The 14,939-nt window shown below is 63.3% G+C and carries 21 protein-coding genes; 11 read left to right on the top strand and 10 right to left on the bottom strand.

Going from position 1 to position 14,939, the window contains the following annotated elements:
• Positions 1 to 7: 7 nt before the first annotated feature.
• Positions 8 to 319 carry a HigA family addiction module antitoxin gene (locus AC0L2J_RS24405; RefSeq protein ID WP_063993979.1) on the top strand — a complete coding sequence of 104 codons (312 nt, stop codon included), beginning with the start codon at positions 8 to 10 and terminating at the stop codon, positions 317 to 319.
• Here the strand turns inward: AC0L2J_RS24405 and AC0L2J_RS24400 are convergent.
• Positions 316 to 1,272 (bottom strand): alpha/beta fold hydrolase, encoded by a 957-nt coding sequence (locus AC0L2J_RS24400; RefSeq protein WP_473394779.1) that lies wholly within the window; start codon positions 1,270 to 1,272, stop codon positions 316 to 318. The genes AC0L2J_RS24405 and AC0L2J_RS24400 overlap by 4 nt on opposite strands.
• Positions 1,273 to 1,598: 326 nt before the next feature.
• On the opposite strand from AC0L2J_RS24400, the gene AC0L2J_RS24395 reads away from it, so the two are divergent.
• Positions 1,599 to 1,781, top strand: coding sequence for a hypothetical protein (locus AC0L2J_RS24395; protein ID WP_007596968.1), 183 nt, complete (start codon positions 1,599 to 1,601; stop codon positions 1,779 to 1,781).
• Positions 1,782 to 1,793: 12 nt separating this feature from the next.
• Here the strand turns inward: AC0L2J_RS24395 and AC0L2J_RS24390 are convergent, their stop codons facing one another.
• The 3 genes from AC0L2J_RS24390 to ykgO all read right to left on the bottom strand — a co-directional run bounded on the left by AC0L2J_RS24390 (position 1,794) and on the right by ykgO (position 3,051).
• Positions 1,794 to 2,054 carry a hypothetical protein gene (locus AC0L2J_RS24390; RefSeq protein WP_473247237.1) on the bottom strand — a complete coding sequence of 87 codons (261 nt, stop codon included), beginning with the start codon at positions 2,052 to 2,054 and terminating at the stop codon, positions 1,794 to 1,796.
• Positions 2,055 to 2,178: 124 nt separating this feature from the next.
• Entirely contained in the window at positions 2,179 to 2,817 is a 639-nt protein-coding gene (locus AC0L2J_RS24385) for a tetratricopeptide repeat protein (RefSeq protein WP_063993982.1), read from the bottom strand.
• A 108-nt stretch (positions 2,818 to 2,925) separates the two neighbouring features.
• Entirely contained in the window at positions 2,926 to 3,051 is a 126-nt protein-coding gene (gene ykgO / locus AC0L2J_RS24380) for a type B 50S ribosomal protein L36 (RefSeq protein ID WP_006611362.1), read from the bottom strand.
• 322 nt (positions 3,052 to 3,373) lie between these two features.
• Between ykgO and AC0L2J_RS24375 the strand changes: the two genes are divergently transcribed.
• On the top strand, positions 3,374 to 4,258 hold the full coding sequence (locus tag AC0L2J_RS24375; RefSeq protein ID WP_027565452.1) for an amidohydrolase family protein: 885 nt from the start codon (positions 3,374 to 3,376) through the stop codon (positions 4,256 to 4,258).
• A 155-nt stretch (positions 4,259 to 4,413) separates the two neighbouring features.
• Here AC0L2J_RS24375 and AC0L2J_RS24370 read toward each other — a convergent pair whose 3' ends face one another.
• Positions 4,414 to 4,761: a MerR family transcriptional regulator gene (locus AC0L2J_RS24370; protein WP_063993983.1), complete on the bottom strand. Its 348-nt coding sequence runs from the start codon at positions 4,759 to 4,761 to the stop codon at positions 4,414 to 4,416.
• Between the two features lie 84 nt (positions 4,762 to 4,845).
• Between AC0L2J_RS24370 and AC0L2J_RS24365 the strand changes: the two genes are divergently transcribed.
• The 4 genes from AC0L2J_RS24365 (at position 4,846) to AC0L2J_RS24350 (ending at position 8,079) form a co-directional block, all read left to right on the top strand.
• Complete coding sequence (locus AC0L2J_RS24365) at positions 4,846 to 5,850, top strand: zinc-dependent alcohol dehydrogenase family protein (RefSeq protein WP_007615007.1); 1,005 nt, start codon at positions 4,846 to 4,848, stop codon at positions 5,848 to 5,850.
• A 93-nt stretch (positions 5,851 to 5,943) separates the two neighbouring features.
• Positions 5,944 to 6,675, top strand: a complete 732-nt coding sequence (locus AC0L2J_RS24360) for a haloacid dehalogenase type II (protein WP_473394778.1) — start codon at positions 5,944 to 5,946, stop codon at positions 6,673 to 6,675.
• Between the two features lie 41 nt (positions 6,676 to 6,716).
• Positions 6,717 to 7,184, top strand: a complete 468-nt coding sequence (locus tag AC0L2J_RS24355) for a YbaK/EbsC family protein (protein WP_473394777.1) — start codon at positions 6,717 to 6,719, stop codon at positions 7,182 to 7,184.
• A 55-nt stretch (positions 7,185 to 7,239) separates the two neighbouring features.
• Positions 7,240 to 8,079: an adenylate/guanylate cyclase domain-containing protein gene (locus AC0L2J_RS24350; RefSeq protein WP_473394824.1), complete on the top strand. Its 840-nt coding sequence runs from the start codon at positions 7,240 to 7,242 to the stop codon at positions 8,077 to 8,079.
• Between the two features lie 68 nt (positions 8,080 to 8,147).
• Here AC0L2J_RS24350 and AC0L2J_RS24345 read toward each other — a convergent pair whose 3' ends face one another.
• Positions 8,148 to 8,504: a hypothetical protein gene (locus AC0L2J_RS24345; protein WP_007615013.1), complete on the bottom strand. Its 357-nt coding sequence runs from the start codon at positions 8,502 to 8,504 to the stop codon at positions 8,148 to 8,150.
• Between the two features lie 95 nt (positions 8,505 to 8,599).
• On the bottom strand, positions 8,600 to 9,583 hold the full coding sequence (locus AC0L2J_RS24340; protein WP_007615015.1) for a tripartite tricarboxylate transporter substrate binding protein: 984 nt from the start codon (positions 9,581 to 9,583) through the stop codon (positions 8,600 to 8,602).
• 159 nt (positions 9,584 to 9,742) lie between these two features.
• Between AC0L2J_RS24340 and AC0L2J_RS24335 the strand changes: the two genes are divergently transcribed.
• Positions 9,743 to 10,000: a hypothetical protein gene (locus tag AC0L2J_RS24335; protein WP_007615018.1), complete on the top strand. Its 258-nt coding sequence runs from the start codon at positions 9,743 to 9,745 to the stop codon at positions 9,998 to 10,000.
• A gap of 60 nt (positions 10,001 to 10,060) precedes the next feature.
• Here the strand turns inward: AC0L2J_RS24335 and AC0L2J_RS24330 are convergent, their stop codons facing one another.
• Together AC0L2J_RS24330 and AC0L2J_RS24325 are read right to left on the bottom strand one after the other, a co-directional pair.
• Complete coding sequence (locus AC0L2J_RS24330; protein WP_007615024.1) at positions 10,061 to 10,582, bottom strand: REP-associated tyrosine transposase; 522 nt, start codon at positions 10,580 to 10,582, stop codon at positions 10,061 to 10,063.
• 56 nt (positions 10,583 to 10,638) lie between these two features.
• On the bottom strand, positions 10,639 to 11,574 hold the full coding sequence (locus AC0L2J_RS24325; RefSeq protein WP_473394776.1) for a LysR family transcriptional regulator: 936 nt from the start codon (positions 11,572 to 11,574) through the stop codon (positions 10,639 to 10,641).
• 117 nt (positions 11,575 to 11,691) lie between these two features.
• On the opposite strand from AC0L2J_RS24325, the gene AC0L2J_RS24320 reads away from it, so the two are divergent.
• The 3 genes from AC0L2J_RS24320 to wrbA all read left to right on the top strand — a co-directional run bounded on the left by AC0L2J_RS24320 (position 11,692) and on the right by wrbA (position 13,861).
• A complete protein-coding gene (locus tag AC0L2J_RS24320; RefSeq protein WP_473394775.1) occupies positions 11,692 to 12,444 on the top strand; it encodes an SDR family NAD(P)-dependent oxidoreductase in 753 nt (250 codons plus the stop codon).
• 36 nt (positions 12,445 to 12,480) lie between these two features.
• Entirely contained in the window at positions 12,481 to 13,179 is a 699-nt protein-coding gene (locus tag AC0L2J_RS24315; protein ID WP_007615027.1) for a pirin family protein, read from the top strand.
• 82 nt (positions 13,180 to 13,261) lie between these two features.
• The gene (wrbA, locus tag AC0L2J_RS24310) at positions 13,262 to 13,861 is read left to right on the top strand and encodes an NAD(P)H:quinone oxidoreductase (RefSeq protein ID WP_473394774.1); all 600 of its coding nucleotides are present in this window, start codon (positions 13,262 to 13,264) and stop codon (positions 13,859 to 13,861) included.
• A gap of 263 nt (positions 13,862 to 14,124) precedes the next feature.
• Here the strand turns inward: wrbA and AC0L2J_RS24305 are convergent.
• Positions 14,125 to 14,939 (bottom strand): protein-L-isoaspartate O-methyltransferase family protein (locus tag AC0L2J_RS24305; protein ID WP_473394773.1); only part of this gene is annotated, 815 nt, incomplete at its 5' end.

The following is a 14,939-nucleotide window of genomic DNA, read 5'->3' as shown; positions in this document are numbered from 1 at the left end:
AGACCGCATGCTGATGACCAAGCGCAAGCCTGCAACGGTCGGGCAAATTCTAACCGAAGAGTTTATGGACCCATTTGGCCTGACCCAAGGAGCGCTCGCTGAGGCCATGGGCGTGCCGCGCAAGCACGTCAACGAGCTTTGCAACGATCGCCGGAACGTGACCGCGGCAACGGCCCTCATTCTCGCGCGCGTCTTCGGCAATAGTCCCGATTTCTGGCTGAACGTCCAACGCCGCACAGATCTTTGGGAAGCAATGAATTCGCCGCGTGAGCGCAAGCGGATCGAGCGTGCCAGACCTCTCGCGGAGAAGGCTGCTTAGCCGCTTACCGCCTTTATGGAAGCTATTTTCCCGATCATCATCTCGATCTCCGTCTTCACGAGATCCGGCACCGCGTTCTGCACCATGTGGCCGAGATCGGGCAGCACGATCAGCTTGGCATTCTGCACGGCGGCGGCGAACAGGCGCGCGTGAATGTCGGTCTTCACCGTCTTGTCGGGTTCGCCGGCGATGATCGTGACCGGCGCCGATATCTCGCCGTAGCGGACGACCTGCGCGGCGACCGCGTCCTTCAGCGTCACCAGATCATAGGCATTGGCGATGAACTCGCGCGGGCGCAGCAGCAGCGGCGTCGCGGAGTCCTGCACGAAACCATCCGGCATCATTTGCGGCAGGAAGACGTTGCGCGCGCCGGGCTCGCTCAGGAAGTAGCCCAGCGGCAGGGTTATGGTGTAGGCGAGCAGCGGGCCGATTACGGGCGTTGCGATGATCTCGTTGTAGCGCCCGACGCCGCCGCACCAGGGATGGGTGACCGGCGCGAGCATCACAAGGCCCGCGACGCGGCCGGGATGATCGAGCGCCAGCCGCGCGCCGAGCGCGCCGCTCCAGGAATGCACCACGAAGACCGCGCGATCGATCCCGAGCTTGCCAAGCGCCTCATCGATCATCCGCGCCTGCACCTCCGGCGTCGAATCCTGCCGCCGCGCCCGCGTGCTCCAGCCGTGGCCGGGACGGTCGATCAGGATGACGCGATGATCCCTGGCAAGGAGGTCGCCGAGCGGCCGCCGCATCGCTTCGAGGTTGGAGCTCGCGCCGTGCAGCATCACGATCGGCAGGCCCGAATCGTGCGGGCCGATATCGACGAGGTGAAGCACGGCGCCATCGACCTCGATCATCCGGCCCTGCGGTGGAAAGGCGCGTTGCACGGCGAGGACGCCGGCCTGCGTGACCAGCGCCAGCAGAACCAGCGCGGTCACGACTGACATCACGATCATGGATGGAATCCGGGCGATCCAGGGCACAGGGCAGTTACGCGGCTTACGGGCGGCAGTTTCGCCCGGGGAGCCCCCGCGCTCCACTTGAAATGGCGGGGCTGTGGATATGTGCATAATTCAAGCGGGAAAAACGCAACGAAATCAATACCGCTCCCCGAAGCACGCAGGCTTCGAAACAGCTTCATGCCGTCGTCATCGCGGCTTCCTTATAATCGCCACGGTCGGTTCCGCCATTTAGACGCGGGTGGGCGCCGATCGTGCTCGCAACCCTCGGGGATGCGGGAAAGACCGGCAGGATTTATCCTGATTTGAACCGGAGAATTTCGATGAGCCTGAGATCCAAAGACACTGCGATCGACGAGATCGTGGCAAGCTGCCACGGCGACCTGCGCGGTGCCGTGCGCGCGCTGCTGCTGATCAACGAGCACCTCGAGACGGAGCTGGCAAAGGCCTACGCCGCAGCGGTCGATCGCGGCCTCGCCGAGCGTGAAGGCAGCGTTTTGCACTAGGTCGCTGTCGACCTAGTTCGTGGTGTCCTCGTCCTTTTCCTCGTCAGCCGTGGGTGCGGGACAGGCGCGGATGGTCGAACGGGCAAGCTTGGCGTCGGCCTTCGACTTGTAGGGACCGTCCCCGAACCAGACGTCGCCGATGATCACGGGATTGCTGGTCACGATGTTGCATTGTCCGGTGGCGCGGTTGCCGACCACCCAGAACAGTCCGTCGGCAAGGCTCGCCGTGCTCGATGCCAACAGCAACATACCTGCAAAGATCAAACGCTTCATGGCTGTGCTCCCGCGATGAAGGTAGGCCTGCGGCGGGGCCACCCATACCCCTCGTAACGCGGCGCGTGTCATCGTGGTTAATCGGCTAGCGCCGCATTCGCTCGAGCAATGATCGACTTGTCCGCTAAATGTCGCGGCCTTCGACCTTCTCGGTCAGCGCCTTGACCTGATCGGGGATCTTCTCGAGGTGCGGATTGACGGCGAGCGCCTTGCGGTAGGCCTCGAGCGCACGCTTTTCGTCGCCGACTTCCTGCATGATCATGCCGAGGCCTGCGAGCGCGCCGAAATGGCGGGGCTCGCGGATCAACACCTCGCGAATGTCGGCGAGCGAGCGGCCATAATCGTTCTGCATGTAGTAGAGCGTCGCGCGACGATTCCAGGCTTCGATGTAATCGGGCCTGAGCTTCACGACCGAATCCAGCAGCTTGATCGCAACCTCGATCTTCTTTGCGTCGACCGCCGTCTTGGCCCGCGCCATCAGCAGCGCCGCGGTGTCGCTCGGGGTCTGGATCCAGATCGCCCAGATCCGCGCCTCGACGTGCTTGGCGCTGGCCTCGTCGGGCGCAGCTTTCAGCGCGCCGAACAGGAAATCGAGATTCTTGGTGCGATCGACCTTGGGCAGCTTGGCCGGCGCTTCCGGAAGTTTCTTCTGCTTGCCGGGCGGGGCCGGCGGATCAGCCTGCGCCAGCGCCGGACCGAGTCCGGCGGCTCCCAGCACAAGAGCCAGACACAGGGTGCGCGCGACGAGGAATCTCACTGCCATGGTCGAAGTCTAAACGCGCAAAGCCGCCCTTGCAAAGCAGGGCGGCGTCAAACTCGTGTGAGACCGTGGTCTTGCGGGGCGCGCGCGCGGGCGTCCGGCAGGGCAATATCAGCCCTGGCGCGCCTTGAAACGGCGCTGCACCTTGTTGATCACATAGACCCGGCCCTTGCGGCGGACCAGGCGGTTGGCGCGATGGCGACCGCGCAGCGATTTCAGCGAGTTACGGACCTTCATGGCAGAATCCTGAACGTTCGAAAGGCCGTGTTCGGCACTACCGTTTCGGCACGCGCGAATGAGGCATAATGAGATTTTCCCGCTGGCGGACCGACCGCCCGGGACGGGGCGGTTCTTAAGGCATGGGAGGACCGGATGTCAATGTTAACTGGCCCCGATCCCACCCACCAAATTCTGGAAAACAACCCCATGCAAAGTAGAAACGGCCGGATCGGCCCAATCTGGCTCGGACGACGCCGGTCCTACAACGCCTTATCCCACAATACCTTGCCAAGTTCGTTATATCATATAATCAATTCGACAACCCGTCGGGAGGAAACCCATGCCGAAGCTGAAGCTGCCCAATATCGACGACGTCGTCGCCATCGATATCCACACCCACGCCGAGGAGCCCTGCGGCACCCATCCCGACGACGGCTATGACGACTTCCAAGCGCAGATGGCGGACTATTTCAAGTCGCCGCACAAGCATCCGCCGACCGTGCCGGAGACCGCCGCCTACTATCGATCCAAGAACATCGCCGCCGTGATCTTCCCGGTCGATGCCGAACGCGAGACCGGCTTCCGCCGCTACAAGAATGAGGAGATGCTGGAGATCGCCTCCGACCATCTCGACGTCCTCATCCCCTTCGTCTCGATCGATCCGCACAAGGGCAAGCTCGGGGTGCGCGAGGCGCGCAAGCTGATCGAGGAATACGGCGTGCGCGGCTTCAAATTCCACCCGACCATGCAGGGCTTCTACGCCAACGACCGCATGGCCTATCCGCTCTACGAAGAAATCAACAATGGCGGCGCGATCGCGCTATTCCACACCGGCCAGACCGGCGTTGGCTCGGGCATGCCCGGCGGCATGGGCATGCGGCTGAAATATTCCAACCCGATGTACATGGACGACGTCGCGGCCGACTTCCCCGACCTCAAGATCATCCTCGCCCATCCCTCCTTCCCCTGGCAGGAGGAAGCACTGTCGGTCGCGACCCACAAGCCGAACGTCTATATCGACCTCTCGGGCTGGTCTCCGAAATATTTCCCGCCGATCCTGGTGCGCTACATCAACTCGATCCTGCAGGACAAGATGCTGTTCGGCTCGGACTGGCCGGTGATCACACCGGACCGCTGGCTGTCGGATTTCGCCAAGATCGAGATCCGCGACGAGATCCGGCCGAAGGTGCTGAAGGCGAACGCGCGGAAGCTGCTGGGGATCTAGGGGCGATCCCGTCAGCGCATCGAGGGCTTCGACGCTGCTATCGAAGCCCTCACGCTCAGGCCCTCAAGGCCTAAGACTTGAGCGGATGCCGCCGCGCAGGTCTAAATCGCGGATGGCGGCCTTGACGCGCTGAATCCGACGGCCGCGTTATGCGATCAGTTCACGCTTGCCAGATAGCCCGCCAAGATTGTCCGGCTTTCGCTGAGCGTCTCGATACGTTCATCGATCAGGCCGACCTGCTGCGTGAGTATTTTTCGCAGCTCGTTGCATGGCGTGAAAGCTGGATCGTTGTTCCTGACGCAGGGAAGCAAGCGCTTGATGGTTTCGAGTGTCATCCCCGCGCCGCCGAGCATCTTGATGCGCCGTACGGTTTCCTCTTCGGCCGGGCCATAGTCGCGATAGCCGGAGTTCGTCCGCAGCGGCGCAAGCAGTCCTTCGCCTTCGTAGTAGCGCAGCATTCGGACGCTGACCCCCGTCCGCCGGGAGAGTTCGCCGATTTTCATCTGAAGCCTCTTGACCCTGACAGCACTGTCAGACCTTACAGACTTTGCTCGTCCAAGTGAATCCACTTGTGAAGGGAGCCAACGATGAAAGCCTACCATTTGAATGCTGGTGCTGGCCGCCTTGCGCGCGCCGAAATCAGCAAACCTGAACCCGCCAATGGCGAGGTCCGCATGCGGGTCGAAGCGGCAAGTCTGAATTACCGCGACCTCCTGATCCTCGACCGCGCAGGCCAAGGCGAGTTCAACGGCCGCGTGCCACTCTCCGACGGTGCGGGTGTCGTTGACGCCATCGGCGCCGACGTCGCGCAATGGCGGCTCGGAGACCGCGTCGCTGCATCGTTCTTCCGCGACTGGATCTCGGGGCCGTTCAAGTCCAGCTATATTCCGTCATCCCTCGGTGGCAACACGATGGACGGAATGCTGGCTGAGTATGTCGTGCTGCCGGCAACCGCGCTGGTCTCGGTGCCGGCACATTTGTCTGCGGTGGAGGCCGCGACCCTGCCCTGCGCCGGCGTCACGGCTTTCCACGGCCTGATCGCACGCGGCGGGATGCGCAAAGGCGACACGCTGCTGGTCCAGGGAACAGGCGGCGTTGCGCTGTTCGGTCTTCAATTCGCATCCGCGCTGGGAGCGCGTGCGATCGTGATATCCTCCTCGGACGAAAAACTCGCCCGCGCCAAGACGCTGGGCGGCTCGATCCTCATCAACTACCGCGATACGCCTGACTGGGATGTCGCCCTGATGAAGGCAACGGATGGCGCAGGGGCCAGTCATATCCTCGAACTCGGCGGTCCCGGCACTTACGACAGATCGCTGCGATCGGTCGCTTCAGGTGGCAAGATCGTCCAGATCGGGGTTTTGACGGGTTTCGGCCCCAAGCCCGACCTCGCGCGCCTTCAGTGGGAGAATGCCGACATCATCGGCGTCACCGTCGGATCGGTGGAACACTTTGCCGCGATGAATCGCTTCCTGACCGAACATGCGATCCACCCGATCGTCGATCGGATCTACGAATTCGACGACGTCCCCGAAGCATATGCGCACCTGCGGACCGGCTCACATTTCGGCAAGATCGTGATCAGATTCTAGAAAACAGAGGCCCAAGTCGCTATTGCGTCTTGGACCGATTTCGCGGCGCCTTGTATAGTCCGTGGACCGCAACGATCCCGGAGGACAGGTCAATTGAGCCTCAAAGCCGTTGTCTTCGACGCCTACGGAACGCTCTACGACATCCAGTCGGTCGCCGAGACCACCGAGGATGCGTTTCCGGGCTATGGCGAGATCATCACGCAGATCTGGCGGATCAAGCAGCTCGAATACACCTGGTTGCGCTCGCTGATGCGGCGCTACCAGGACTTTGCAGCCATCACCCGCGACTCGCTTGCTTATACGCTGCGCGTGCTCGGGCTCGCTTACGAGAACGAGTCGTTCGAGCGGGTGGTCGAGAAGTACCTGCATCTCGATCTCTATCCGGATGCGACCGCAGCGCTCACGGCTCTGAAACCGCGAAAACTCGCCATCCTCTCCAACGGCAGTCCGGACATGCTGAATGCGCTCGTGCGCAACTCCGGTCTCGACGCCCTGCTCGATGCCACGATCAGCGTCGACGCGAAGAAGATCTTCAAGCCGAGCCCGGAGGCCTATGAGCTGATCGGCGAGGCGCTCGGCACCGCGCCTGACGAGGTGCTGTTCGTCTCCTCCAATCCCTGGGATGTCGCGGGCGCGAAAGCATTCGGACTGAACGTTGCCTGGATCGAACGGGTGACGCCGGAAGCGATGGCGCTGGCTTGCGTCGAGAACGAACTCGTGGCACCGCTGACGATGTTCAAGGCGATCCGCACCCAGATGGACGAGCTCGGCTTTACGCCGGATCATCGTGTCCGGGCGCTCTCGGAGCTGCCAGAGATTGCTTAGGCATCGCCGCCCGCCCATAAGTCTGGAATGAGCCGACCTGAATGAGCCTTCAATCCGTTCGCGATTTCTTCGCCGAAAAAGCCCCCGACATATCAGTCATCGAATCCCCGATCAGCTCCGCCACCGTGGCGCTGGCCGCCGAGGCCTATGGCGTCGAGCCCGGAATGATCGCCAAGACGCTGTCGTTGCGGATCGGCGAGCGCGTCATCCTGATCGTCGCGGCCGGCACCTCGCGCATGGACAACAAGAAGGTGAAGGCGGCGTTCGGCGGCAAGCCGAAGATGCTGGGGCTGGAAGAGGTCGCGGAGGTCACCGGCCACGAGGTCGGCGGTGTCTGCCCGTTCGGACTGAAGGCGCCGCTGCCGGTCTATTGCGACGTCTCGCTGAAAGCCTTCGACGTGGTGGTGCCGGCCGCCGGCTCGACCCATAGCGCGGTGCGCATCACGCCGGAACGGATGGCCGAGCTGACCGCAGCGGAATGGGTCGATGTCTGCGAGGTCAGGCCGTAAGGCAGCTGCGGGATGCCTGATGCATTTGCCGGTCAGGGAGGCTAATGTACGGACCATGCCCGACGATAAGGTCAAACGGCGGCTGACCACCGTGCTATGCGCTGATGTGCACGGCTATTCTCGTCTCATGGAAGCAGACGAGGCGGGAACGCTGGAGACACTCCGCCGCTACCGCACGGCCATCGCGCGATTGGTGGAGCGCCATGACGGCCGGATCGTGAATACCTGGGGCGATGCTGTCATCGCCGAATTCGCTAGCGTCGTCGAAGCCGTGCAGTGTGCGGTCGAGATTCAGCAGGAAATTTCCAACCAGGATGCGGGCCCACCTCCCCCGATGCGGTTTCGCATCGGCATCAATCTCGGCGATGTGATGGTGGATGGTTCCGACCTCTACGGAGACGGGGTCAATATCGCGGCGCGTCTGCAGGAACTTGCCGAGCCCGGCGGCATCGTGATCTCCAGCTCCGCCTATGATCAGGTGCACAACAAATTATCTGTTGGCTTCGACTGCCTCGGCCAGCGTCCAATGAAAAACATTGCGCCCGTGACCAGCTATCGTGTGACCATGAGCGGCCAAACCGCTCAAGCACGGAGCTTTCCGCCTGGCGAACGCCCGACGTCTCAGACCGCAATGGCGGGGTCGCAAACTGACGCCGCGCGCCGCGACAGATCCGAGTCATCCAATTGGATGGGCTTCGTTTCAGACGGGCTGGCGAAGCTGCCCCGCCCGATTGCGGGGGCCCTCACGGTGTCGGCCTTTCTGATTCTGATCAATATTTTCACCGGCATGCACAAGATCTGGTTCCATTGGCCGGTGGCAGCTTTGCTCTTCGGCGCCATCATGCGGACGGCGCTCCGGGATCGACCTGAGTCGGGCGGCAAGGGCGAGCGCTGAACTAGGCGGCACGGCCGCATCTTCGCGCCCACTGCTGTGCGGGCGCCCGGATCATGCCTTGGGCAGCACTAATCGTCGCTATCGTCATAAGGCCGCGGCTGCGCCTGCGGAGGTGGTGGCGGCACATTGTTGTATCGCGGCGCCGGCGCCACGCGGTTGCCCGGAACCTGCTGCTGCGAGGGCATCTGGTTGTTGGACTGGAACACCGCGCGACAACCGCTGGAGAGCTGCGGCGTGTTCTGCCGCAAGCAGGCCGTGATGCGGCTCACGTCAGGAATCTGGTCGCTACACAGCCGCCACACATCCGGCGTGCAGGCCATCTGCTGCTCCATGGTTCCGCGATACTCTTCAGCGGATGCAACGCCCTGCGCGACGATGCCCCCAATCGCAAGCGCCACACCCAGCGCAATCCGCTCTGTTCGCATGTCCGATTCCTTCGCGAGTCTCTCAAATTCTGTTCAATCAATGAGACGCGGAGAGGTTCTGGACCAACAAAAAATTGTGAAAACGGGCCAGGAACCTATTGGACCTTGCCGATCTTCTTGACCGCCGTAATCAGCCGCGCGCTGTCGACCGCCACGAACTCGGCGAACGCCGGCGCGTCCTGATAAGCGACGAGACTGCCCGACGTTTCGAAGGCCTTGAGCACGTCCGGGCTCGTCATCACCTGCGCCATCGCCTCGCGCAGGCGAGTCGCGATCGGTGCAGGAAGAGCATTCTGTGCAAAGAGTCCGGCCCAGATGTACATCTCGACGTCCTTGTAGCCGAGCTCCTGGAACGTCGGCACATCGGGGAAGCTTGCGATTCGCTTGGCGCCGCAATTGCCGAGCACGCGCAGCTTGCCGTCCTCCACTTGCGGCTTCAGCGTTCCCGGTGCGGCGGCGATCGCCTGCACGGTGCCGCCGAGCAGCGCGGTCAGTGCGGGACCTGCGCCGCGAAATGGCACATGCAGCAGCTTGATGTCGGCGCTGTTTGCGAACATCTCCATCGCCACATGCAGCGTGCCGTAAGGCCCCGACGAGCCATAGGTGATCTGGCCGGGGCGCTTCCTGGCGTCCTCGACGAAATCCTGCGCCGTCTTCCACGGCGCCGAGGCCGGCACAGCGAGCAGCGTGGGATCGGCCAGCACCCGTGCGATCGGCATGAACTGCGAGAGCTCGTAGGCGACCGGACGGTCGAACAGCCGGTCGGCCTCGGGCAGCACTGCAAGAGAGGACAGCGTCATCAGCAGCGTGTAGCCGTCAGGCTCGGCGCGCGCCGCCGCGGCATTGCCGACGGATCCACCGCCACCGCCGGCGCGGTTGTCGACGATGACCGCCTTGCCGAGGATTCGCTCCAGCGCCTGTGCGACGGGGCGGGCCGCGAGGTCCGCCTGGCCGCCGGCCGGAAACGGCACGATCATGGTGACGTTGCGAGAGGGATAGGTTTGCGCGAAAGCCGCACTCGACAACACAGGCAACAACGGCAATGCGGCAGCGGCGCGCAGGACATCGCGTCGATCCATGGCAGACTTCCTCCCCCTGTTTTTTCTTGTGTCGCTGCCAGCCTAGCGTGACCGTCCACAAGAACAAGCCGCGCGGCGGGATTAACCAAGCATTAGCCATGTTCCGCCCGGTCAGGAACGCCCCCCGGACTCTACCGTTGCCTCCCAGGGAGTGAAGCGATGAATAGACTTCAGACCATTGACGTGGCGCTGGACGAGATGCTGGTGAATCTCGCCGCTATCGTGTTGCGGCTTTCAAAGCCCGAATTGACGCGAACGCCGGAAGCGCGCCGCGCCTTGGCGCAATCCGTGCATCAATACGCGGTCTGCGCGAAGAGATCGAGCGACCCGCGTGTTCATGAATTGAAGTCGCAACTGGAAGAGACGTTGAAGCCGAGCTTGCGCGTGGTCGCGAAGGATGGCGTGAAGGTGTCTTAGTCGTACTACTGGGCGATATGCCGTAGGGTGGGCAAAGGCGCAAAGCGCCGTGCCCACCAATCATTCGCCGAAGTGTCCTGCGATGTCACGCGCATCCCCTCCCCAATCCATAGGAAGGGCGCCTTGATCAACATAGCGATGGAAGCTGCTGAAAGACCAATCGCGCACACGCGCGACGAGGCCATGCTTCACAGGATTGAAATGTATGTAATCAACGTGCCGCTCCAAGTCAGCATCGTCGCGAATTGCGTGCTCCCAGAACCGGCGTTGCCAAATGCCCTTCTCTCGCTTCCTCGATTTACTGATTGAACGCTCGCCGATCTCCAAGCCTCGCGAAAAGCTGCCCTTGATCAGATTCCATCGCGACGAAAAGTCGGCGTCATCCTCAGGCAACGCCCAGATCGCATGGAGGTGGTCCGGCAAGATACAGATAGCGACGGTCTCGAACGGCCGGCGTTGCACGACCGTTCGGTAAATCTGGCGTAGGCGATCAACCTGGTCGACGAGTAGCGTACTTGACCGATCGGCTAGCACGACGGTGAAGAAGAACATGTTGCCTTGCGCTCGGCGATACTGAGGCACTTGCGGTCCCTCGCATGAATTGGTGGGCACGCTTCGCTTTGCCCACCCTACGGCACCTACGCTGTTCGCTCGCTCTTCTTTGCCCGCTGCTTGCACGTACCGGGCAGCTTCGCCGCAAGAAAATCGCCGAGCGCCTCGACGCGTGCGGGGCGCGGGCCGCCAGGTGGCGTCACCAGATGCACGGCGCCTTCGGCCTGCTTCCAGTCCTTCAGGATCACCTCGACGTCGCCGGAGGAGATGGCGTCACCGACGATGAATTCCGGAAGGTCTGCGATGCCGAAGCCGGCGATCAGCGCCGGCATCACCGCTTCGCCGTTGTTGACGCGGAGCTGGCCGCCTGGGCGTACACTCGCCTGCTCGCCGGCCGCATTGGTGTAGTGCCAGACGTTCGGCGTAGAGAGATAGGTATAGCTGAAGCATTTGTGCGCGGCCAGATGCATCGGATGCGTCGGTCGTCCCTCGCGCTTCAGATAGGACGGCGCAGCTACCGTAAAGCGCGGCATCGTGAAGAGCCGCCGCGCAATCAGCGAGGAGTCCGGCAGCCGTGCGATCCGCACTGCCATGTCAAAGCCCTCGCCGATCAAATCGATGGTCGCATCGCTCAGATGCAGATCGACCGAGACCTCTGGATAAGCCTCGAAGAACTCCGGCAGCAACGGCGCCACCGCCTTGATCCCGAACGACATGGGCACAGCGAGCCGCACTAAGCCCCGCGGCGCGACCGACTGCGCCAGCGCCTCGTTCTCCGCCGCCTCGCCGTCGGACAGCAGTCGCGTCGCACGCTCGGCGAGCTTGTGCCCGGCGTCGGTCAGCGCAAGCCGGCGTGAGGTGCGGTTGAACAGCCGGGCGCCGAGCCGCTCTTCGAGGCGCGTAACCGCCTTGGACACCGTCGCCTTCGACATCGCGAGCTCGCCCGCGGCCCCCGCAAACGACCGTAATTCCACGACTTTTGCGAAAATCGCGAGTGCCTCGAAATCGGGGAGCTTGGCCATGAAAGCGGATCCAATTGGGCTGCTTAAGGAAACAATGTGTTTCGACAGTTTCTATTTCTATACCACAGGCGGAGGCTTATCCAAGGGTCATCAGAAATTCAGGACTGGAGAAATCCAATGACCAAGAAGCTCTCAGGCAAGGTTGCCCTCGTCACCGGCGGCTCGCGCGGTATCGGCGCGGCCTCTGCCCGCGCCCTCGCCGATGAAGGTGCTGATGTCGCCATCAGCTATGTCGCCTCTCCCGAAAAGGCGGAAGCGGTTGTCACCGAGTTGAAGGCCCGGGGCGTCAAGGCCCGCGCCTTCAGGGCGGACCAGGTTTCGGCCAAGGACGTGACGCAGCTCGTCAACGATGTCGCAAAGGAGTTCGGCCATCTCGACATCCTCGTCAACAATGCCGGCGTCGCGAGCGGCGGCGCGATCGACGATGCCAATGCCGACACCGAGGCGCTCGCCCGCCAGGACGCCGTCAACGTGCATGGCGTGATCGCGGCGATCCGTGCCGCTTCGCAATTGATGGGCGAAGGCGGCCGCATCGTCACCGTCGGCTCGATGCTCGCCGACCGCGCCTCGTTCCCCGGCCTTGCGGACTACGTCGCCACCAAGGCGGCCGTGGTCGGTTACACCAAGGGCGCAGCGCGCGACCTCGGCCCGCGCGGCATCACCGTGAATGTGGTGCAGCCCGGCTCGATCGACACCGACATGAACCCGAAGGACGGCGGCGAGTTCGCCGAGACCCAGCGCAAGCAGCACGCGTTGCAGCGCTTCGGCCGCCCCGAGGAAGTCGCCGCCGGAATCGTCTTCCTCGCAAGCCCGGAAGCCTCCTTCGTCACCGGCACGGTGCTCAACGTCGACGGCGGTTTCGGCGCCTGATCAAGCCGCCACCCGCTCAAACAAGGAATTACGCAGATGATCGAACTCAGACCTTTCGCAAAGCTCGGCGGCGCCGATCACGGTTGGCTCAACGCCAAGCATCATTTCTCCTTCGCAAGCCATTATGACCCTGACAACATGGGTCACGGCGCCTTGCGGGTGTGGAACGACGACGAGATCGCGCCGAACACCGGCTTTCCAGCCCATCCCCACGCCAACATGGAAATCATCACCTATGTGCGCGAGGGCGCGATCACCCATCAGGACAGCCTCGGCAACGAGGGACGCACCGAAGCGGGCGACGTGCAAGTGATGAGCGCCGGCAGCGGCATCCGCCACTCCGAGTACAATCTCGAGCCGACCAAGACACGCATCTTCCAGATCTGGATCGAGCCGACCGCACGCGGGGGACAGCCAACCTGGGGCTCGAAGCCTTTTCCGAAAGGAGATCGCTCGGGCAAGCTCGTCACCATCGCGAGCGGCTTCGAGCATGACACGGACGCGCTGCCGATCCGCGCCGATGCGCGGGTGCTCGCCACCACGCTGAAGGCCGGTGAGAGTGCGGAGTACGTGCCGCACAAGTCGCGACACCTCTATCTGGTGCCCGCGGCGGGATCAGTCGAGATCAACGGTGTGCGCGTCAACGCCCGCGACGGCGCCGCGATCCGCGACGAGGACAGGTTGAAGATCACGGCACTGGAAGATTCCGAGATCGTGCTCGTCGACGCGGCTTAGCACCACCTTCGTCATGGCGGGCTTGCCCCGGCATGACGCTCCCGACACCGACGAATCAAATCTGGATCCAACGGAGACCATCATGACCAAAGTTCTCGTCTTGTATTATTCCGCGTATGGCCACATCGAAGCGATGGCCAATGCCGTTGCCGAAGGCGCCCGCGAAGCCGGTGCCACCGTCGACATCAAGCGCGTGCCCGAACTGGTGCCGGCCGAGGTCGCCAAGGCGTCCTATTACAAGCTCGACCAGGCCGCCCCCGTCGCCAAGATCGAGGACCTCGCAAACTACGACGCGATCATCGTCGGCACCGGCACCCGCTTCGGCCGCATGGCCTCGCAGATGGCGAACTTCCTCGACCAGGCCGGCGGGCTCTGGGCCAAGGGCGCGCTGCACGGCAAGGTGGGCGGCGCCTTCACGGCGACCGCGACCCAGCATGGCGGCCAGGAGACGACGCTGTTCTCGATCATCACCAACCTGTTGCATTTCGGCATGGTCGTGGTCGGCCTGAACTACGGCTTTGCCGGCCAGATGAAGCTCGACGAGGTCACCGGCGGCGCGCCTTACGGCGCCACCACGATCACCGGAGGCGACGGCAGCCGGCAGCCCAGCGCCAACGAGCTCGCCGGTGCGCGCTATCAGGGCCGCCAGATCGCGGAGACAGCCAAGAAGCTGCACGGCTGAGCGCGGTTAAGCTTTACGTCCGAACCACTGCATGGCAGGTGCGATCTGGGCGGCATTCTCTTCTGGGGATGCCGCCCCATCTCTGTGGTCAGGATATTTCACGACAAGCGATATGAATGGCTTTCGAACTCTTGTTGATCGCGCAGATGATCCGCAGGCCCGCTCAGGCGCTGGCGCGGCGCTGGTATTGCCGCAGCCTGTTCAGGGCCTCACGCGGCCGCTTTCACTGTGCCGGCTGCGCGAAGTCATGATGGCTCTAGCCACTAGGCCTGCGTGATGTCCGCGTTGGGCTTGATGGGCGCAGTCGCGACAGGCGCCGGTGCCGTCGACAGCCACCAGCCTTCACCGGCGAACCAGCACGTCTCGTCGGGAGCGCCCTCTCTCCTCAACGACTGCATGCCCTCCCATCCCCCTGCGAACGCCTCGGCCAGTCGCCGGGCGGCATCGGCATCCTGCAGTCCCGCGCAGCCGATGAATTGGGCACGCCCGAGGAATTTGGCGGGCCAGACCGCACCGTCGTCCGGGCGCGTGATCATCAGCATGCCGCCGAGCATGCCTTCGGGCGCGAGCGGAAACACCAGCCGCCCGCCGGGCCGGAGCGCATCGAGCCATTCGGTGGCCGGCTGCGCCGCGCCCGCGCAGACATAGACCACGTCGGCTTTGGGCAGATCGGACGCCACGCCCGAACGTTCCCGCACATCCACATGGACGATCTCCTTCAGATTCTCGCGCGCGAGTCCCGCCAGACGTTCGTCGATCTCGTAGGCATGGACGTGGCCGCCGGGGCCGACGAGATGCGCGAGGATCGCGGTGTAATAGCCGCTCCCCGCGCCGATCTGGATCACGGTCTCGCCTTCCTTTACCGCGCAACCGCTGAGCCAATAGGCGTGCGCGCCGGGCATCCCGATGTTGAGACTCCGCGTGCTGTCGAGCGCAAGCAGCGTGTTCTGATAGAGGTAGGCGGGATCATCATCGGGCGTCACGACATAGGGGTGACCGCCGAGAGAGATCGACCACGGTCCAGGTCCGACGAACGGCTCGCGCCTGACGGTGCGAAAGGCTTCCTCGATACGGGGGT

This window comes from Bradyrhizobium sp. MV1.5, assembly GCF_055807615.1.
This window is presented reverse-complemented; position numbering and strand designations above follow the sequence as displayed.